This is a genomic window from Clostridium sp. UBA3061, assembly GCF_002367465.1.
Taxonomy (GTDB): Bacteria; Bacillota; Clostridia; order Clostridiales; family Clostridiaceae; genus Clostridium_J; species Clostridium_J sulfidigenes.
Genome location: NZ_DFCF01000005.1, coordinates 54,489 through 74,163, shown reverse-complemented (window position 1 = coordinate 74,163; position 19,675 = coordinate 54,489). Strand labels below are relative to the sequence as shown.

Genomic DNA, 19,675 nt, shown 5'->3' with positions numbered 1-19,675 from the left:
ATATACTTATGAAAAGAACAGCAATTGATTATATAAATAAAGAAAGTGTTACGTGTCTTTTAAAAACACTTGTTAATATTCCGAGTCCTTACTTTCATGAAAAGGAAATTATGGATACTGTTTATACTTGGCTAGAAGAGCATAACGTAAGCCCACAATTTCATCACTACAATGAAAAGAAAATTACTCAATTTCAAGGACTAAATGTTATAGGTACTATTAAGGGGAAAAAACATGGACCTAAAGTTTATTTCAATGGACATATAGATACTGTAAATCAGTGTAATGGATGGGATACAGATCCATTTAAAGCTGTAATTAAAGAGGGAAAGCTTTATGGATTAGGAGCTTTAGACATGAAATCCGGAGTAGTAGCTATAATGCTTGCCCTTGAAGCTTTCAAGTCACTTCATAATGACTTTAGTGGAGAAATTGTTTATTCAATTGTTTCTGATGAAGAAGGACCATATGGATTAGGTACAGATGCAGTTATAAGGGATGGTATTACAGATAATGTTGATGTGGCAATAGTAACAGAACCTAGTAGTGGATTTTGTAAGAAACCTTTTCCATGTGTTTGTTTAGGGGCAAGAGGTGGATTCAATTATATTGTAACTTTAAAGGGAAAATCATCACATGCAGCAAATCCTGAAAGAGGAATAAATGCATTAGTCGATTCTGCAAAATTAATGATAGAGCTTGAAAAGTCATCTCTTATTGAAGATGAAAAGTTAGGTAAGGGTTCAATATGTATTTTAGGATGCAATAGCAAAAATGAAGCTTGTAGTGTACCAGATGAAGCATCTTTTACAGTATTTAGACATGTAGTTAATGGCGAGGATGAAGATTATGTTAAGAAAGAATTATTTAATGCGGTAGCAAGAGCTGGTATTAGTTCTAAGGTTGAATATTCATTAAGAGAACATCCCAATGAAGAGACTAAGGGGTTTCTTCCATATACTATTGATGAAAATAACTCATATGTTGAAAAATTCATAGAAAGCGTAGAGGAAGCTTCTAAGAAGAAGTGCACTATTGACTATTTTAAAAGTATAGGAGATTTTAATTATGTAGGTTCAAGATTAAAGGTTCCAACTATAATATTTGGTCCTGATGGAGGTAACTATCATACAAGTAATGAATATGTGATAATAGATACTGTAACAGAAACAGCTTTGTCTATTTACAATTATTTATGTAACCTTCTATGTAATTAGAATTCTGTAGATTGTTAAAAGATTTTAAGGAGAGGTAACGTTAAAAGTTTTATTAAAACATTTTAGCGGCCTCTTTTAAATATGTATTAATAAAATTATAAGTGTTATAATGGGGTATATAATGAAAATTCGAGGTTGTTAATATGGCTGACTTAATTTTATATAATGGGAATATAATAACTTTTTCAGAGATGCAATGCTTTCAGTGGATTGCAATTAAAAATAAAATGATAACACAAATGGGATTTGAAGAAGATTACTTACATATAGCAGATAATAACACAGAGCTAATAGATTTAAAAGGAATGACTGTGCTTCCAGGATTTTATGATAGCCATGTTCATCTTGTTCAAACGGGATTGAATTCTATCAGTGTTGATTTAAGCAATGCTACAAGTTTTGATGAAATTTTTAAGCTTATTAAGAAATATTGTGATACTGCACCAAAGGATACCTTAGTTAGAGCAACAGGTCTAGATGAAACTAAACTTAAAGAGAAGAGACTTCCAACAAGATATGAAATTGATAAAGTTTCTCCAGATCATCCAGTTTGGATAAATAGAAAAGAGTATCATACTAGTATTTTAAATTCCTTAGCATTACACAAATTTACTATACCTTTAAATCTTAAAGGTGTAGTAAAGAATGAAGCTAATATTCCAACTGGTGTCCTTACCCATACTGCGAATGCATTAGTTAGAAAGCAGATATTGGAAAGTATTAGTAATAAAGCGCGATTTTCTGCAGTAAATAATACTTTAAAAAGTGCTATTGCGAAAGGTGTAACTACAATTAATGCTATGGAGGGGGGATATACTTTCCATGATAAGGATGCAGAGTTTATTTTTGATACAAAGGATGATTATCCAATAGATATCATATTATTTTATCAAACTATTAATGTGGATAAGGTGATGGAGAAAAAATTAAATAGGATTGGTGGAAGTATTTTTTTAGATGGATCTTTTGGTTCAAGAACAGCAGCGTTATGTGAACCATATGAGGATGATGTTACCAAATCAGGTATATTATATTATACTCAAGAAGAATTAAATGAATTTGTATTGAAATGCTATGAAAATAATATTCAGTTAGGTACCCATGCTATAGGTGAATTAGCTATTGAGCAAATAATTTCTGCCCATGAATTTGCAAATAGTATATATCCAAATAAAAATCTTCGTCATCGAATAGAGCATTTTGAACTTCCATCTAATGAGCATATTAATCGTGCAAAAAAGTTAGGATTGATTGCATCTGTTCAACCCACCTATGAATATTTTTGGGGGGGAAAAGGGAAGATGTATGAGAAGCGATTGGGAAAAGAACGAACTAGAAAGACAAATCCATATAGAACTATGATTCATAATAATCTTATAGTTTGTGGAGGCTCTGATAGTGATGTAACTCCTATTAATCCATTACTAGGTATTTATTCTGCAGTAAATCATCCTAATGAAAATGAGAGAATAACTGTGTTAGAAGCTATAAAAATTTTTACTATTAATAGTGCCTATGCTGTATTTGAAGAGGATAAAAAGGGATCTATAGAAGTCGGAAAATATGCTGATTTAGTTATATTAGACAAAAATCCCCTTAGCATAGATTCTAAGGAAATTAACGATATAGGTGTTGTGGCAACTATTAAAGAAGGTAATATACTATATGAATGTCGACTTAGACAGGATACTTATTAGTTAGTAGGTGATAAATATTGAGTAGAGTTCATATATGTGTTTTAGGTGAAGTAGATATCAAAGTAGATGGTGTAAGTGTAACCGATAAGCTTAGTAATAAGGCTATAGGATTGCTTTGTTTTTTATGTACTAATAAAGGTAAAAAATTTACTAGAGATAGGCTTTGTACGTTTTTTTGGAATAATGCAACTATTGAAAATGCTAGATATAATCTAAGATATAGCCTTTGGGTATTACGTAAAATATTTAATCGCGAGGATTGTGATTTATTTATTAGTTCAAAAGATAGTTGCATGATAAATCCAGAATTTGATTATTATATAGATGTTCTACAAATAAATTTTGTAATGGAAAATTTAGAAAATGAAGAAAATCCTATATTATCTTTAGAAAAATGTAAAGATATTTATAATGGTGAATTTCTTCAAGGATTTTATTTGAAGAATTGTCCTGATTTTAATGATTGGATTTTCTTTGAGAGAGAAAAATATCAGGAGTGTTATAGCACATTGTTATTTAAATTAGCTAAGCTATATTCAGAAAATAGTATGTATAGTGAATCTATTATAGTATTAAATGAAGTACTAAAAATTAATCCCTATAGAGAAGATATTTATTTGGAGTTAATGAATTTATATATGCAAATTAATGATATACAAGCTGCTTTAAAGGAATATAAGAAATGTGAGTATATTTTAAGAGAAGAGTTAAATATACGTCCTAGTGAAGAAGTTATAAGCTATTACAAAAGTATTATTTGTAATAGTGAAAATACAAAAATAAATTTTTATAGGGTAGATAAAGTTAATGTGAATAATGTTAAAAAGACTAGTATAATTGTACAGTGTTATCCTATAAATGAGATTAAATATTTTGGTATAGCATGTATAGTGGAAAAAATTATGCAGAGGTATTCAATTGAGCAGTTAATGGATTTAGATGAGTTTATTCTAAAGGACCTGTTAAGAATACAGCCAAAAGTTTTGTTAATAAATAAAAATCTAAGAATTGAAGATAACTTAAACCATTATAACGAAGAGAATAGAATTTATTTTTCTTTCGAAAGTTTACTTTTATATATTGAGAAAGTTTATCCTTTAGAAATTCATATTAAAAATGTCAGTAATATTGATGATATATCGCACAATATACTTAAATTATTTAGTTTAAAAAACCCGGAATGTAAAATAAAAATCTTAGTAGATGGTAACAAAATTATATTATAGATAGAGTCAAAATAAGACTTTAACAAGAAGAATAAAATGAGTATTATCAGATATATTTAAATCTATAGGAAAAAATTTCATGAATAAAAGGTGTTGACTATTAAATTAAAATAGGATACTATGATAACAGTTAAATATGAATTTACAAATGCAACGAAAAGGGAAAGTAATTAGTATAAGTTATTACAGAGAGGGTTAATTTGCTGAGATAACCTATAATAAGTATTAGTGAAGTGCCCCTTGGAGCAGAAAAGCCGAAGCAAGTAGGTTTTTATGGGAACTCCCATTACAGAGTTAGGGTATGTAGTACCTAAAATGAGATGGATATTTTTATATCTAATAAGAGTGGAACCGCGGAAGTATACCTTCTGCCTCTGTATATTACAGGGGCAGAAGGTTTTTTGTTCTATAAGTTTACGTGGAAAATTAGTAGCTTATAGAATTTTGCTGGCCAGCAAAGAACAAATGAAATAAGGAAGCTCTACTAAAATGCTTATAAGTAAATTCAAAATTACTAAACAAAATTAAAAATAAAAGGAGATTTTAAAATGAATATAAATTTAATATTAGCAGTAATACTATCATTACTAGCAGTGTTTACCATATATGCAGTTGAAGAAAAGACTAATAAATTTACTTATACTACATTAACAGCACTTGCTTTAGGAGTTATTTTAGGAGCGATATTTAAAGAAAACATTTTATTTTTAGATATAGTTGGAAAAGGATATATGTCCTTAATTAAAATGATAGTTGTACCTTTAGTTATGGTTTCACTAATTACAAGTATAGTTAGACTAAAGAATTTAGATACATTAAAGTCTATAGGAATTAAAACACTAGGAATTTTATTAGGAACTACAGGAATAGCAGCAGCTATAGGAATTGTCGTAGCTAAGGTATTTAACTTAGGACAAGGATTAACTTTTCCGGGAGCAGAAGACTTTGTAGCTAGGGAAATACCTACATTTACTCAAGTGCTAGTGGACATGCTACCATCAAATCCAATAGCAGCTATAGTAGATAATAGAATAATTCCCATAGTTATATTCTCACTATTTGTAGCTATAGCTTTAGTTACAGAAGATAATATAAATCCAACTAAAGCTAAACCTTTTAAAGATTTTGTGTTATCAGCTCATACTATAGTATCAAGAATAACTCAAATAGTATTAAAATTTATACCTTATGGAGTTTTTGCTTTAATTGCAAAGGCTGTAGCAAGCAATGGATTAGAAACTATTAAATCCTTAATATGGGTTATTGCGGCAGTTTATATAGCAGCTATACTTCAGTTTATAGTGGTTTATACTCCACTTATTGCTTTTGTAGCGAAGAAAAATCCTTTAAAATTCTTCAAGGGAATCTTTCCAGCTCAAACAATGGCTTTTACAAGTCAAAGTAGCTATGGAACACTACCAGTAACTATAAAATCTTTAGTTGAAGGAGCTGGAGTTTCTGAAAATATAGCTAGCTTTGTAGCACCTCTTGGATCGACTATAGGAATGAATGCTTGTGGAGGATTGTATCCAGCTATAGTAGCTATATTTGTTGCTAATGTATTTAATGTGGATATGACAATTTACTCATATGCTTTAATAGTATTAACTACTATAGTATCTTCAATAGGTATTGCAGGAGTTCCAGGTTCAGCAACTATGTCTACAACAGTAGTATTAGCAACATTAGGATTACCTATAGAAGGTATGGCAATGATAATTGCCGTTGATTCTATAATTGATATGATGAGAACAGCAACTAATGTTACAGGCTCTGCAGTGGCAGCTTTAGTAGTAGATGAAACAGAAAAGAGAAAAGTTGCCAAAAAGAACAAATAGTAAACGAATATATCATTATAATATTTAAACACATTTTAACAGTGAGTTAAACTAAATTCTGAAAACAAATAATAATAAATTCAAAATAACTTCATCCTAAAGATAATTAGCTTTAGGATGAAGTTTTTTATATGCAACTTAGCATAGGATTTATGCAGCTTAGAAGGATATGATTGTCTTAATAAATTTTAAAGAATATACTTAAATTATAGATTATAGATAATTTGAATTTTTTAACTGGTTAAAGAATTTGAATAGAAAGGAAGGCGTTAAATGAAGATTATAATAAATGAAGTTGAAGATATTGAAGATGTAGAAATAGTAATTAACTGTAAAACAATAGATGAAAATGTGACAAGAATTATATCTAAACTTAAAGCCTTAGAAGAAAAAATAACAGGGAATAAGGATGGAAAGATATTTATTCTAGATACAAATGAGATATTTTACTTTGAGTCAGTTGATAAGAAAACCTTTATTTATATGGATAAGGAGGTTTTACAGACACATTTAAGACTCTATGAATTAGAAGAAAGACTTAAAAATACAGATTTTTTTAGAGGTTCTAAATCTACTATTATAAATCTGCGAAAGGTAAGAAATATAGTCCCTATGTTTGGAGGACGAATAGAGATACTTCTAGATAATGATGAAAAATTAGTAGTTTCAAGACAGTATGTACCTATCTTAAAAAATAAGTTAGATTTATAGGAGGAGTATTGTATGAAAGAATTTTTTAAGAACACATTAGAAATAAAGATAATAACATGTATGTTCTTTACATCTCAGGTTGTTATTTATACTCTTATTGCTCCTTTTTTAGGAGAAAAAAGTATTCAGCTAAGTTTAATATGGCAGATGATATTTATATCTATAATTTTAACTCTTCTCCAATATGTTATATATGCATCTAATATATTTATGAAGGTAAAGACTTGGATTAAGATAATTGTTCATTATTTGCTGCTTGTTTTTATAGGTTATATATTAGCTATGATCTTTAATTGGTTTGACTTAAGTAGTGGTAATAATTTTACTATTGCATTAAGTATATTTACTGTATGTTTTATTTCCTTTACTGGGTCTATTGCATTATACAATAAGGTTTCAGGAGAAAGATTTAATGAAAAATTGAAACTGTATAAAAGTTCAAAATTTGATGATAAATAGGGGGATAGTAATGAATATAATTGAAACTAACAAATTAACAAAGAGTTATGGAAAAAATCGAGGAATAGTAGATGTGAACTTGCAGGTTAAAGAAGGAGAAATTTTTGGATTTGTAGGTCCAAATGGAGCAGGAAAATCTACTACTATTAGAACTCTTTTAAATTTTAATTTTCCGACTTCTGGGTATGGAACAATTCTTGGAAAGGATATAGTTAAAGAAAGTAGTGAAATAAAAAAGTATATTGGATATGTACCTAGTGAAGTAAAGTTTTATGATGAATCAAAGGTTAAAGATATTATAAGATATGCTGAGAGTTTTTACGAAAATACTAATAAAGAAGATACTGATGAACTATGTAAAGAACTAGAGGTAGAGTTAGAGAAAAAAATGAGTGAATTGAGTCTTGGAAACAAGAAAAAGGTAGCTATAGTACAAGCACTTATTCATAATCCTAAGCTCTTAATTCTTGATGAACCTACTAATGGACTAGATCCACTTATACAAAAAAAACTTTTCAATATACTAGAAAAACAAAGAGCTAAGGGAACTACAATATTCTTATCTTCTCATAATTTAGTTGAAGTTGAAAATCTATGTGATAGAGTTGCAGTAATAAAAGATGGAAAGATTATTGATGTAATTGAAATAGATAAGCTTGCCAGAAAAACGGGAGTAAAAATTACCTTAAAAGCTGAGGGGATAGATAATAAGAAGGTTGAAGAGTGTAAGGGAGAGGTTATAGAAAATAATAAAGGTGAAATAACTTTTAGTTTTATAGGAGATATTGATGAATTAATTAAAGAAATTGCTAAGTTTAATGTTGAGAAGTTACTTATAGGTGAGCATACTTTAGAGGATACATTTATGGATTATTATAAGAGGGAAGGGGAGAAGTAGGATGAATATATTCAAGTTTGAATTTAGAAGACTATTAAAATCTGCTATTATTTGGTCTGTAGTATGTGTAGGACTAGTAATAATGTTTATGGCATTATTTCCTAGCATGAAGGATAGTGGAATGCAAGAAATTGTTGCTACAAAACTAGATGCTTTGCCACCTGCACTATTAGAGGCTTTTAATCTTGAAGATGCTGTAGATTTTGGAAACATTTCAGATTATTTAGCCTATGCAATTCAATATATATCTATGGCAGCTGGAATATATGGAATAATTCTTGGAATAACTGCTTTAGTAAAAGAAGAAAGTGAAGGTACCATTGAGTTTTTATATTCAAAGCCAATTACGAGAAATAAAATAGTAACTTCAAAATTAATTTCCTCAGCAATTATATTTTACTTATTTATTGTTATAGTTGGAGTTGTAACTATGGGAATTTCTATGGCTGTAAAGCCAGAAGAGGTTGAGACTATGACACTATTAATGGATATAAAAACTTTATTTATAGGAATGGCTTTTCTCGGATATATATTTATGGCCATAGGATTTTTATTATCGGTTATAATAAAATCTAGCAAACAAGGGACATCTATTGCACTAGGAGTATTCTTTACAACTTATATATTTGGAATTATAGGGAAGATGAAAGATGAACTAGAAGGATTTTTATATTTATCACCCTTTGATTATGTAGTTCCAGCTAAGCTGCTAAAGAATGGGTTTGAAGTGAAATATGTACTTTTAGGATTAGGAATAATTGCCATATCTATTGTAACTACTTATGCTATTTATAATAAAAAGGATTTAGCCTAAACAGAGTTCTTAGCTTCTTCGAAGCTTTAGAAATCGTTATCCAGGGACGTAGCAGATCTTCGCACCCACTTTGAAGAAAGATGGGAGTATTAGAGCTGGTAGTCATCGGATAAACTTATATAAATAAATACCTAGCACTTTAATTAAAGAGCTAGGTATTTATTTTCATTTAATATTTAGTTCTTCTTTGTTTCATGATAACTAATCCTACTCCTAAGAAAGCTACTGAAAAAGCTAACATTATTAACATTTCAAATAGGAGTGGAGTGAGAGTATCCATATTAAATGTTGATAGGGCATTAAGTTTATCATTTACATTTATAAACCAATATACTGGATTAAATATAGCAGTACTTTTTACTGTTTCGCTGAGAAGTTGCTGAGGAACAAAGGCACCTCCTAAGAAGCAACAACCTAAAGACACAAGGTTAGAAATTGGCCCTATGGAATTTTTAGTGGATATATTGCTAATTAAGAAGCTAAGGCATAAACAAGTTATTGTAAATATTAGAGAGTTTATACCATGTAACACTCCACTAAAAGAAAACATGTCTTTAGGATACATTACTATTGCTAGTGCCATGAATATAGTCCAAGTAGATAATGCTAAAACCATATCTCCTAAAAATATCTGCATGTTGAAGTTATAGGAATTAATAGGTGAGCATAAATTTCTCCTTTTTAAATCTGGAGAATTGAAAATATTTGATACTATAGATATTCCAAGTATTAACATACATAGCATAGGATAAGCTAAATAGTTAAAGTAATAGGTAACGCTACTTTTAGTATCTTCTTTATTATCCTTTGCTAAAGTAACTTCTGTATCTATAGATAAATCTTTATTTACTAGATCACTTATTTTTTCAAAGTCTAAGTTCTTAGTATTATCAATGTAAACTTTGGTTGTGTTAAGATAATTATTTATCATTGATTTTATAAAAATACTACTGGAAGAGTTAGGTATACTTTGAGTTTCTAAAGTATAGGAATTATCTTTAAGAAAACTATCTTCAAATCCTTTAGGGATGGTGATTACAATTTCTGCTTCTCTAAAAAATAATGCATCTCTTATTCCTTCATCGGTAGTTTTAATTTTTACCAATTTAGAATTTTCTTCAATGTATGCTTCTAAATTATTTGAAAGAGGAGAATTATCATTATTTAAAACTGCTACTTTACATTTTTCAGTTTCAAAAGAGGTTGAATCTGTAGAATTCCCAACATTACTAAAAATAATTGTCATAAATATAAATATAGCCATATAAAGCAATAAAGAGGAAAGGGCACTTTTTTTTACTATTCTAAAATACTGTTTAAATACTTGCATACTTTTGCCTCCTTAAAACTAGATAAGTAACTATTGAGAATATAACTCCATACAAGGATAGAAGACCAAGATTAAGAAAATATCTATCATAGGTACTATAATAGTATAATGAATAAAATCCGTCAGTAATTAAGTTAACAGGATTTATATAGGATAAGATAGGAAATTTATCTTGAATGAAGTATTTAATCTGAACTGCCATCATTCCAGACAAAAAAGAGCATACCATTGTAAATGCCAGTAAAATGCCTTCCTTTACGCTAGCTTTTTTATTAATTAAAGAACTTACCATGGCACCCAAAGTTATTCCATTAAAACAGCCTACAAAGCAAAGTAAAATTACATAACCTATGGAGTTACCAAAGTCTATTTTTAAAACTTGAGAAATATATAGTATAACTATTAGCACTGTTGAAAAATAAAATAATAAAGTAGCACTAATTGCAGCTAAAAAGGTTTTTATTTTATTCACAGGAGCTATATTAATTCTTGCTGCTCTTTGAGATTGATTTCCTTGGATGTTTATAACATCAGTACAACCAGGGGTTGAACCTAGAATGCAAGTCATAGCTAAAAGGGTATAAAAATAAATTACAACAACGTTTGTAGAACTATTCAATTCTTTATCTTTAGTGTAGTTATTATAAAGAGCAATATTATTCATAAAATCTTCATTCATAATACTTGGGTTTATGGATACTAAATTTGATATGGTGGAATACTTTTGACTATAACTATCTACAAAAGTTTTTATTATGGACTCGTTAATACCAGACTTTGCAACAGTTATTTCAATATTATTTACAAAAGTTATATACCCTGAAATTTTACCTTTAGAAAGCAATTCTTTCGCACTATTCTCATCAGTACTTTCTATATTAAATAAATCACTTTCCTTCATAGCTGTAGAAAAGCTTTCAGGTATATTGCTATTACTTACAAGAGCAATATTAACATTCTCAAACTCTTCACCGGTGAGTATATTTGAAAAGGCTAAATTGAAAATTGTAGCTAATGCAATTGGAAATAATAAGGTCCAAAAGACACTTAATTTATCTCTAAAACGACATTTAAGTTGATACTTAAAAATATGCCAAAACATTCTATATTCCTCCTTTAATCTCTAAGCTCTTTACCTGTAATTTCCAAGAATACATCATTTAAGGTAGGTTGCTCTGAGTAAATTTTCCCATAACTTATTTTATTATCTCCAATATAACTAACAATGTCACCAAGAGAACTATGTCCACTTTTTGTTCTAATATTTAGTAAATTATTTTTATAGTCTACTGATATAACATTAGGGAGAATATTTATATTTTTTATATGATTTTCATTTAAATTAAAGGCCTCAATAGTTATTTTCTCACCTAAATCAATAATTGACTTTAGTTCTTCCTTTGTGCCCTTAGCAATGACTTTTCCCTTGTCCATAATAGCGATTGAAGTACAAAGCTGTTCAATTTCTTCCATGTAGTGCGAGGTATATATAATTGTGGCTCCTTCAGCATTTAATTTTTTTATTCCCTCTAAAATGTGATTTCTACTTTGAGGGTCAACAGCTACCGTTGGCTCGTCTAAAATGATTAGTTTTGGATTATGAGCTATACCACAAGCAATGTTTAATCGTCTAAGAAGTCCTCCACTTAACTTTTTAGGAATAAATTTTTTGTAATCTGAAAGACCAACAAAATCAATAGCCCTCTCCACAAGTACTTTTCGTTCCTTCTTATTGGTTACATATAATCCACAGAAATAATCAATGTTTTCATACACTGTTAATTCATCAAAGACGGCTACATTCTGCATGACGATTCCAATATCTTTTTTTACTTTATAAGTTGTTGGAGTCATTTCCTCTCCTAGGATTTCAATAGTCCCTTTATCATATTTAAGTAGAGATAGCATACAGTTTATAGTAGTAGTTTTACCAGAACCATTTGGACCTAAAAGACCAAATATTTCACCTTTTTTAATGTCCAAATTTAAGTGATCTAAAGCAATTAGTTCACCATATCTTTTTACCAGGTTTTCTATTTTTACAATCATAGTTAATACTCCTTACTTTATTTAGTTTATACTTATAGTTTATTAGAGAATCTCTTTGTAGGTAAGTGCTATTTGTCATTAATATTACATTACATTTGTCACATTAAGAAATTTGTATATGGTATTATAGATATATAAAGTGAGGGAGTATAGATGAATAATATATTAAATAAAATTATTTTGATTATAGGTTCGGCATTATTACTTATAGAAAATTATAGTATAGAAAAATTAATCTTACCCATTTTAGTTACAGTGGCAATAACTTGTTTTCTAGAATATTTTAGCCAGGATAAATTAAATGTAATAGTATTAATAATATATAGTATCCTTTGCATTTTATATCCTGAATTTCTTATGGGCATTCCTATAATATTTTATGATACTATTTTTTCAAAGTATAAATATATATGCATCTTAACTTTAATTCCGTACCTTATGAATATACATAAATACTCACATATTATTAGTATAATGATTCTTGGACTTCTTATTACGTCAGCAACCTTAAAGTTTAATACTGTGAAATATGAAAAATTGCATGATAAATTTATAAAACAAAGAGATGATTTAACTGAGATATCTATAGTATTAGAAGAGAAAGTAAAGGAATTACAATATAAACAAGATTTTGAAGTCAATTTTGCAACATTAAAGGAGAGAAATCGTATTTCAAGAGAAATTCACGATAATGTAGGACACCTTTTAACTAGCTCTATATTGCAAATTGGTGCTATTATGGTAGTTACTAAAGAGGAACAAACAAAAAGGCTTCTAGAGGACATTAAATCTACCTTGGACCAAGGTATGGATTCTATTAGAAGTAGTGTTCATAATTTACATGAAGATTCTATTGACTTATATGTACAACTTTCAAAGCTTATAAATGAATTTAAGTTTTGTAAGGCTACTTTAAATTATGAGTTTTCTTCTAATCCAGATGTTAAGATTAAATATGCTATTATTGCTATTGTAAAAGAGGCACTATCTAATATAATAAAACATTCAAATGCAACCACAGTAACTGTAAGTTTATATGAACATCCAAAATTATATCAAGTAATTATTTTAGATGATGGAAGTAAAAAGAAGGTAAGTATGGATGGTGGAATGGGATTACAAAGCATTGAAAAGAGAGTAAATAGCCTAAATGGTATTGTGAATTTTGATAATTCAAAAGGGTTTAAAATATTTATTTCTATTATGAAGGAGGGGAAACTATGAGAATAATTATTATAGATGATGATAAGCTTATAGCAGCATCATTAAAGACAATCATAGAGACATCAAGTGATATAAAAGTTATATCTCTTGGATATAGTGGTGAAGAAGCTATAGAGCTGTATAATAAGTATACTCCAGATATATTACTTATGGATATTCGTATGGGGGGAATGTCAGGGCTAGAGGCTGCACAGAAGATTTTAAAATCTCATAATGAGGGGAGAATATTATTTTTAACCACTTTTGAGGATGATGAATATATTATAACTGCATTAAAAGTTGGTGCTAAGGGATATATTTTAAAACAACATTTTGAAAGCATAGTACCTGCCTTAAAGGCAGTAGAACTTGGACAAAGTGTTTTTGGACAAGAAATTATATCTAAAATTCCTACCATGTTAAATAGTACTGAAAATAAAAAAGATATATCAAAGTATGATTTAATTGATAGAGACATTGAAATAATCACTTTAGTTTCTAAAGGACTTTCAAATAAAGAAATATCAGCAAAATTATTTTTGAGTGAAGGTACAATAAGAAACTATATAAGTAGTATTTTAGAAAAATTAAATCTTAGAGATAGAACACAACTTGCAATATTTTATTTTAACAATATAAAGTGAAAAAATTCTATATTTAAAAATAAATATAACTTTAATTTATTAGAAATTAAAAAATTTAATTATCCTTATATATTGTAGAAAGAAAGGATATAATAGGAAAAGCAATAAAAGAATAATAACTGTGTATATGCTTATACTATAATTATAAAAATATGCATAGGAGGTTTATTATGAAAAAAATAGCGCTTTTAATTGCAACAATAGCATTAACCACAGGACTTGTAGGATGTACTAATAATGGCACTGCAAGAAATAATAAAAATACTGGTGGTGAAATTGCTCAGAATCAAACTAAAAATGGAATAGCTAATAATGCAACTAATAATAACGGAATTAAAGAGAGTGGAGTTTTAGGTATAAATGATACGAATAGTAATAATAATACACTCTTTGGTATGGACTTAACTAACAATAATTATTCTAACGGTATATATCGTGGTTCATATATAGATGAGGATGAATTAACAGTTGAATTTACTTTAGCTAATAATCAAATTAAGGATATTAAATTTATAGCATTATCTAATAATGATGATAATTATTTAAAAGATAGTAATTTCAAGAATGTGAAAAATCATTACGAAGCTTTGATAAACTATTTAAAGGATAAAGATATAAGACAAAGTCTTAATGATTTATATAACCCTTCTTCTATAGTTAAGGATATGGATCAAAAAGTTGAAGTAGGTAAGGTAACATCAGCTATACATGATGCTTTAAATAGAGGTGTATATTCTACTACTAATGGTACTAATAAATAATATATATTAGATTGGTAATAAAAAGGGACTGTCTCAAAATGAATTACTAAACTTTACATTAAGGTTTAGCTTATTTTGAGATAGTTTTTTAGTTTAATGATATTAAAATGCTATTTATATAAGAATAGAGTAGCATTGAAATTCTATATACATATAATATACTAATAGAATAAAATCAAGGATAAAAAATTATTCGAAAATTACAGATGACATTAAATATATAATCGAAGGAAGTACTGTAATTAAAACAAAATATATTAGTGTATGAGGTGTAATATATGGATACAATTGAAAATGAATTAAAATATGTGACAAATGAAAATTCTGATTCCATAGAACTAGAGACAAATCTAATTCAAGAACAGAGTAAAGATCCAGGGCCACAAGGCACACCTCCTAAATATGGGACAGATAAAATGTTAAATCCTTGCGAATGCCCACAAGATTTTGGACAAGTAAAAATAATAGATGCTGAAACTAAATGCAGAATAGTTAAATTTTCTATTAAAGTTAAGAATATTTGTAGAGGAAAAGAATATTTAGTTGCTGTAGTATTATATAAGTGGGTTTGGGTTTGGCCTCATAAATGGGTTAGAGTACCTATCGCAGAAGATTGCAAAATTGCAAAATTTACTGGATGCGACAATTGTGGAGAAGATATAGTTTATTTTAAATTAGCTATTAAAGAACCTTTGTGCTCTGGACAATATATAGGCTTTGATGTTACTGGAAACTATGTGAATTCTTGCGAATTATAGTTTTGAAATATTATTAGGTAACTTTAATAAAATAATAGGAGCTAAGATTGTCATCCTAGTACCTAACTTATAATTATTATGTAAAAACTCCTTAGAATATAACTTTCTAAGGAGTAATTTTTTTTATTAAGCTATTACGGTTTTAGTAGTCTTTTCTTTTTGATCCTTTTTCCAAGTACTATTTAATAAATAGAAAGATGTTACTGCAGAAATTAAATCTGAAGCAGGATATGCTATCCATGCACCTATGGTACCAAAAATATTTACAAAAACTATAGCTAAAGGAATGAATACTATTAACTGTCTAAATAAAGATAATCTAAATCCTTTTTTAGCTTCATCAATTGCTTGATAGTAGTATATACCTATATAATATAAACCAACTAAAGGAAGCAGGAATATACATATTCTAAGGGCCTTAACAGCCTCAGGTAATAACTTTGCATCAGTTAAAAACAAACCTATCATTTTTGGAGCAAAATACATAATAAATACTCCAAATATTAAAGAGATTATTGTTACAGTTTTTATAGATGCTTTAACTGTATTTTTAACTCTATCAAAGTTTCTTGCACCAAAGTTAAAGGCTACAATTGGCTGCATAGCAGAACTTATACCAATTATTGCAATAAACATAAACATAGATATTTTAGTAATAACACCTACTATTATTATAGCTTCGTTACCACCTCTAGAAATTAATAAGTTATTTAAAACTACAGAAACTATTGCATCTGATATTTCAATAACAAAGGTTGAAAATCCCACAGCAATTAATCCTTTAATTAATGTAATATCTATATTTGGTAGAATATTATTTATTGAAAGTTTAATTTTAAAGTGTTTAGTTACATCTTTAAACTTGTATAGAACAAAAATTAAGCCTACAAATTGAGAAACTACAGTAGCAATAGCTGCACCAGCTATACCTATATTTAAATGAGCTACTAATATGTAGTCAACTACAATATTTAGAAGTGCACCGATACTGTTAGCATAAAGTCCTATTTTAGAGTTTCCTAAGGCTGTCATTACTTGAGAGCATACTATAGTTAATCCTTGAAATATTGCTCCTATAAAAATTATAGATATATAATCATTAGTTAGCCCAAAAGTAACGTCACTTGCACCAAGTTTATATAATAATCCACCTCTAAATAAGAATAAAAGTAGAGGGATTATTGTTAAAGATCCTATTGTAATAGATATTGAATTAATTATTGTGGATTTAATCTTTTCAGGTTGTTTTTCACCGGAATATCTTGAAACGTAGGTTGAAGCTCCTACACCAATTAAGAAAGCGATTGCTATAAGAAAACGTTGAATTGGAAATGCAACTGTTAAGGCACCGATAGCATTAGGACCAATATATCTACCAACAAAAACTGTGTCTACCATGTTATAGAGTTCTGCTACTAGTAAAGAAAAAATTGCAGGTATGGCAAATTTTAATAATACTCTGTATGTTCTTCCATCCGAAAATATTTTAGGGTTAATTCCCATTAGTCTCACCTCATTTATTTGAAAATTCTGCATATTCTTCTTGAGTTTATTTTATAAAAAGTTCTCTTTATTTTTATAGAAAAATATGTTTTGTCTTCATGTTTAATTTATTATTAAAATATTTTATCTTATATTAATATTATAGTTGAAAACAATTAAATAAACATTCACTTAAGTGTCCATCAAAAAGTACTATTCTGCCCAAATAGTTATTGGTTTAAAATAGGAAAAAGCACAAAAGCACCTTAATTAGGATGCTTTTGTACTTAAAATCAATATATTTTATACATAACATAATATATTTTAACTGAAAGTATATATATATTCATATAAATTGAGGTAAAATTAATTAATCTTAATAGGCTTCTGAACTTCATTGATTATAACTAATGTAGCTCCATAGGTTTTTAGGGTAACTAAAATATTTATAACTGTACTCTTCTTAAAGTATTTAAATCTAATATTAGGATAAGAAGCTTTATGAAGAATACCATTTTCATCTTTGTTAAGTCTAGTTGGTCTCCCCATATCAATCCAATAGTTATAGGATGAACCAATCTTTTCATTTATTTCATAGGTAGTTACATTAATATCTGAGTGAATATTAGTTATATTAAGAGAAAGTTTTTTCGAAGTCGCATTTTTTATACCTCTAAGCTTTGAAAAACTTGCCATAGAAATTAAATCATTGATTTTATCATGATAAGTATAAAGTAAAATCTCATATTGATTGTTAGTTTTAGTAACTACATATCCATCACCTTTAGCTACTAATGTATTACCTAATTTATTTAAAAGTGAATAGGCATAAAAGGCAGGTTTTTTTATTCCCTTATCATTTATAAGACCAGGATAACCAAAGAATAGTTCATTGGTTATATTTACTTGCTTATCAAGGACGTCAAAGGCCCTTATAAAGCTTAAATCTCCCTTATGATTTACTACATTATCAATAATAAATGGAATCATATAGGCTGTATCATATATATTATTTACTTCATTATTTATCATAAAAGGTTCTTCTTCAAAATCTAATTTATTGTAAATTAATATTTCTTCAATTGAAATCCTCAAATTTTCAGGAAAGGTAGAGGAAAATTCAAATCTAAAATTTTTGTAATTAAGAGTTTCTATTGCACTGAAATATTCCATGAAGGATAGAAGAATATTTTTAAAATCTTCATGTATATCTATAGAATTTTTAAGGGATAATATATTTTTAGAGGCAACTTCATAGCTTTCATCGTTAATGTCATTTATATGTTCTTCATAGGTGCTATTCATATCTAAAACAATTATAGGCACTATATCTAAAAATTCTATAAACTCTAGTACATCCTTTGCTCTATTCCAGTTATGAAATTTAGAGCCAGGGAAAATAGCCATATCAGTACTAAATAAATTTAGGATCCGTCCATATTCAAAATCCATTTCCCTTTGAAGTTCTTCTAGTGTATCTTTATTATCTTCAATTAAAAGGTCAAAGGCATCACCGATGGTTATAATTCTATTAAAATTCTTATCAAATTCACCTATACAATTTTCCATATTAATATTTAACTGATGAATTTTATCCTCATAATTAAACCTGTCGTAGTCCTCCAGATAATATATTACTTCATCTAGACTTTCTTCTAAAGGATGAGTTATATATTTAGTCAACTTTTCTAGGACTTCAGGAGTAGATTTATATTTTTTTCTGAATTGTAAAGGCGTAAGCTTATAGTGAAGTTTAAAGTGCTTATTAAAGTATCTAGTATGAGAAAAGCCAATTTCCTCAGAAATTTCAGATAGTGTCATATCTGTATCCAAAATTAATTTTATAGATTCTTCAACTCTAATAAGATTTAGAAAATCAGTAAAGGAATATCCTGTAGCATATTTTATTTCTCTTGATAAATAATGGGTGCTTAGATATTCGTTACTAGATATATCTTTAAGGGTTATATTATTTTGATAATTATTATAAATATATTTAGATATACTATGATATCTTTGAAGTTGATCTTTATTTTCTTTAAGTTCTTGTTTTTCATGAATTAAATAGTTAAAGTTATTTATTAGATGATAAAGGAGTTTTACAAGGATATCTTCGATTTCTTCATCATAATTATCTTGTTTTTGTACTGTTTCACAAAGCACTTGACAAAGAAATACTCTTAAATCTTCATACTCTTCACCTAATTGTGAAGCCTTACTAGAAGAGTTTGTATAAAAAAACATATTCTCAATATCGTTATAGTACTTTTGAAAAAAGTATGGATCTATTTGAAATATGAGTACTTTATTGTCAGGATCATCACTTTCAATGCTATGAACTTCATCTATATTTATAATTTCAATTTGATTTTCACTTATTACATATTTTTCAGTATTTATATATAGATTGATTGTGCCTTTTATAACATAAAGAATTTCGATGCAATAATGCCAATGGATTGGATAATTTTTAATGGTATTAAAAGAAATAGATACAGGCATATTTGCAGAATAATTAATATATTGTCTATGCATTATAAACTCTCCTTGCCAGTTTCTTTAGTATTAATAGTATTATAGCATTAATT

Annotated in this window: 17 protein-coding genes and 1 other annotated feature; of the genes, 12 read left to right on the top strand and 5 right to left on the bottom strand. The window is 28.0% G+C overall.

The genetic code is table 11. From position 1 onward, the window contains the following. Positions 1–8: 8 nt before the first annotated feature. The 8 genes from B2P65_RS03440 to B2P65_RS03405 all read left to right on the top strand — a co-directional run bounded on the left by B2P65_RS03440 (position 9) and on the right by B2P65_RS03405 (position 8,860). The gene (locus tag B2P65_RS03440) at positions 9–1,217 is read left to right on the top strand and encodes an ArgE/DapE family deacylase (RefSeq protein WP_346879597.1); all 1,209 of its coding nucleotides are present in this window, start codon (positions 9–11) and stop codon (positions 1,215–1,217) included. A 143-nt stretch (positions 1,218–1,360) separates the two neighbouring features. Further along, on the top strand, positions 1,361–2,914 hold the full coding sequence (locus B2P65_RS03435) for an amidohydrolase (protein ID WP_346879596.1): 1,554 nt from the start codon (positions 1,361–1,363) through the stop codon (positions 2,912–2,914). Between the two features lie 17 nt (positions 2,915–2,931). Next, the gene (locus B2P65_RS03430; RefSeq protein WP_346849140.1) at positions 2,932–4,140 is read left to right on the top strand and encodes an AfsR/SARP family transcriptional regulator; all 1,209 of its coding nucleotides are present in this window, start codon (positions 2,932–2,934) and stop codon (positions 4,138–4,140) included. Positions 4,141–4,284: 144 nt separating this feature from the next. After that, positions 4,285–4,519: a binding site (T-box leader), on the top strand. Between the two features lie 169 nt (positions 4,520–4,688). Then, entirely contained in the window at positions 4,689–5,978 is a 1,290-nt protein-coding gene (locus B2P65_RS03425; RefSeq protein WP_150845761.1) for a cation:dicarboxylate symporter family transporter, read from the top strand. Positions 5,979–6,251: 273 nt separating this feature from the next. Beyond that, a complete protein-coding gene (locus B2P65_RS03420; RefSeq protein ID WP_346849139.1) occupies positions 6,252–6,689 on the top strand; it encodes a LytTR family DNA-binding domain-containing protein in 438 nt (145 codons plus the stop codon). Between the two features lie 12 nt (positions 6,690–6,701). Next, positions 6,702–7,148 (top strand): hypothetical protein, encoded by a 447-nt coding sequence (locus tag B2P65_RS03415; protein ID WP_346849138.1) that lies wholly within the window; start codon positions 6,702–6,704, stop codon positions 7,146–7,148. Positions 7,149–7,158: 10 nt separating this feature from the next. Further along, entirely contained in the window at positions 7,159–8,046 is an 888-nt protein-coding gene (locus B2P65_RS03410) for an ABC transporter ATP-binding protein (protein WP_346849137.1), read from the top strand. A gap of 1 nt (position 8,047) precedes the next feature. Further along, complete coding sequence (locus tag B2P65_RS03405; protein WP_346849136.1) at positions 8,048–8,860, top strand: ABC transporter permease subunit; 813 nt, start codon at positions 8,048–8,050, stop codon at positions 8,858–8,860. Between the two features lie 169 nt (positions 8,861–9,029). Here the strand turns inward: B2P65_RS03405 and B2P65_RS03400 are convergent, their stop codons facing one another. Genes B2P65_RS03400 through B2P65_RS03390 form a run of 3 tightly spaced genes read right to left on the bottom strand, consistent with a single transcriptional unit; the run spans position 9,030 to position 12,239 of the window. Continuing rightward, positions 9,030–10,190: an ABC transporter permease gene (locus tag B2P65_RS03400; RefSeq protein WP_346878280.1), complete on the bottom strand. Its 1,161-nt coding sequence runs from the start codon at positions 10,188–10,190 to the stop codon at positions 9,030–9,032. Then, positions 10,177–11,292 (bottom strand): ABC transporter permease, encoded by a 1,116-nt coding sequence (locus tag B2P65_RS03395; protein WP_346849134.1) that lies wholly within the window; start codon positions 11,290–11,292, stop codon positions 10,177–10,179. Before B2P65_RS03395 ends, B2P65_RS03400 begins: the two co-directional genes overlap by 14 nt. 14 nt (positions 11,293–11,306) lie before the next feature. Continuing rightward, the gene (locus B2P65_RS03390) at positions 11,307–12,239 is read right to left on the bottom strand and encodes an ABC transporter ATP-binding protein (RefSeq protein WP_346849133.1); all 933 of its coding nucleotides are present in this window, start codon (positions 12,237–12,239) and stop codon (positions 11,307–11,309) included. Between the two features lie 153 nt (positions 12,240–12,392). Here B2P65_RS03390 and B2P65_RS03385 point away from each other — a divergent pair, with 153 nt between their 5' ends. From B2P65_RS03385 to B2P65_RS03370, 4 genes are all read left to right on the top strand, one after another. Next, the gene (locus B2P65_RS03385; protein ID WP_346849132.1) at positions 12,393–13,463 is read left to right on the top strand and encodes a sensor histidine kinase; all 1,071 of its coding nucleotides are present in this window, start codon (positions 12,393–12,395) and stop codon (positions 13,461–13,463) included. After that, positions 13,460–14,086: a response regulator gene (locus B2P65_RS03380; RefSeq protein WP_035135308.1), complete on the top strand. Its 627-nt coding sequence runs from the start codon at positions 13,460–13,462 to the stop codon at positions 14,084–14,086. Before B2P65_RS03385 ends, B2P65_RS03380 begins: the two co-directional genes overlap by 4 nt. Before the next feature lie 170 nt (positions 14,087–14,256). Beyond that, a complete protein-coding gene (locus B2P65_RS03375; protein WP_346849131.1) occupies positions 14,257–14,847 on the top strand; it encodes a hypothetical protein in 591 nt (196 codons plus the stop codon). A 278-nt stretch (positions 14,848–15,125) separates the two neighbouring features. Further along, positions 15,126–15,605, top strand: coding sequence for a hypothetical protein (locus B2P65_RS03370; RefSeq protein WP_346879595.1), 480 nt, complete (start codon positions 15,126–15,128; stop codon positions 15,603–15,605). Positions 15,606–15,731: 126 nt separating this feature from the next. Here B2P65_RS03370 and B2P65_RS03365 read toward each other — a convergent pair whose 3' ends face one another. Together B2P65_RS03365 and B2P65_RS03360 are read right to left on the bottom strand one after the other, a co-directional pair. Continuing rightward, positions 15,732–17,108, bottom strand: a complete 1,377-nt coding sequence (locus B2P65_RS03365; RefSeq protein WP_346879594.1) for an MATE family efflux transporter — start codon at positions 17,106–17,108, stop codon at positions 15,732–15,734. A 345-nt stretch (positions 17,109–17,453) separates the two neighbouring features. After that, complete coding sequence (locus tag B2P65_RS03360) at positions 17,454–19,622, bottom strand: helix-turn-helix domain-containing protein (protein WP_346849128.1); 2,169 nt, start codon at positions 19,620–19,622, stop codon at positions 17,454–17,456. Positions 19,623–19,675: the final 53 nt, after the last annotated feature.

Excerpts from the sequence above, each read along its gene's own strand:
- B2P65_RS03420 (WP_346849139.1), top strand. The coding sequence starts at position 6,252 with ATGAAGATTATAATAAATGAAGTTGAAGATATTGAAGATGTAGAAATA.
- B2P65_RS03380 (WP_035135308.1), top strand. The coding sequence starts at position 13,460 with ATGAGAATAATTATTATAGATGATGATAAGCTTATAGCAGCATCATTA.
- B2P65_RS03425 (WP_150845761.1), top strand. The coding sequence starts at position 4,689 with ATGAATATAAATTTAATATTAGCAGTAATACTATCATTACTAGCAGTG.
- B2P65_RS03360 (WP_346849128.1), bottom strand. The coding sequence starts at position 19,622 with ATGCATAGACAATATATTAATTATTCTGCAAATATGCCTGTATCTATT.
- B2P65_RS03365 (WP_346879594.1), bottom strand. The coding sequence starts at position 17,108 with ATGGGAATTAACCCTAAAATATTTTCGGATGGAAGAACATACAGAGTA.
- B2P65_RS03410 (WP_346849137.1), top strand. The coding sequence starts at position 7,159 with ATGAATATAATTGAAACTAACAAATTAACAAAGAGTTATGGAAAAAAT.
- B2P65_RS03400 (WP_346878280.1), bottom strand. The coding sequence starts at position 10,190 with ATGCAAGTATTTAAACAGTATTTTAGAATAGTAAAAAAAAGTGCCCTT.
- B2P65_RS03370 (WP_346879595.1), top strand. The coding sequence starts at position 15,126 with ATGGATACAATTGAAAATGAATTAAAATATGTGACAAATGAAAATTCT.
- B2P65_RS03395 (WP_346849134.1), bottom strand. The coding sequence starts at position 11,292 with ATGTTTTGGCATATTTTTAAGTATCAACTTAAATGTCGTTTTAGAGAT.
- B2P65_RS03435 (WP_346879596.1), top strand. The coding sequence starts at position 1,361 with ATGGCTGACTTAATTTTATATAATGGGAATATAATAACTTTTTCAGAG.
- B2P65_RS03415 (WP_346849138.1), top strand. The coding sequence starts at position 6,702 with ATGAAAGAATTTTTTAAGAACACATTAGAAATAAAGATAATAACATGT.
- B2P65_RS03385 (WP_346849132.1), top strand. The coding sequence starts at position 12,393 with ATGAATAATATATTAAATAAAATTATTTTGATTATAGGTTCGGCATTA.
- B2P65_RS03440 (WP_346879597.1), top strand. The coding sequence starts at position 9 with ATGAAAAGAACAGCAATTGATTATATAAATAAAGAAAGTGTTACGTGT.
- B2P65_RS03405 (WP_346849136.1), top strand. The coding sequence starts at position 8,048 with ATGAATATATTCAAGTTTGAATTTAGAAGACTATTAAAATCTGCTATT.
- B2P65_RS03390 (WP_346849133.1), bottom strand. The coding sequence starts at position 12,239 with ATGATTGTAAAAATAGAAAACCTGGTAAAAAGATATGGTGAACTAATT.
- B2P65_RS03375 (WP_346849131.1), top strand. The coding sequence starts at position 14,257 with ATGAAAAAAATAGCGCTTTTAATTGCAACAATAGCATTAACCACAGGA.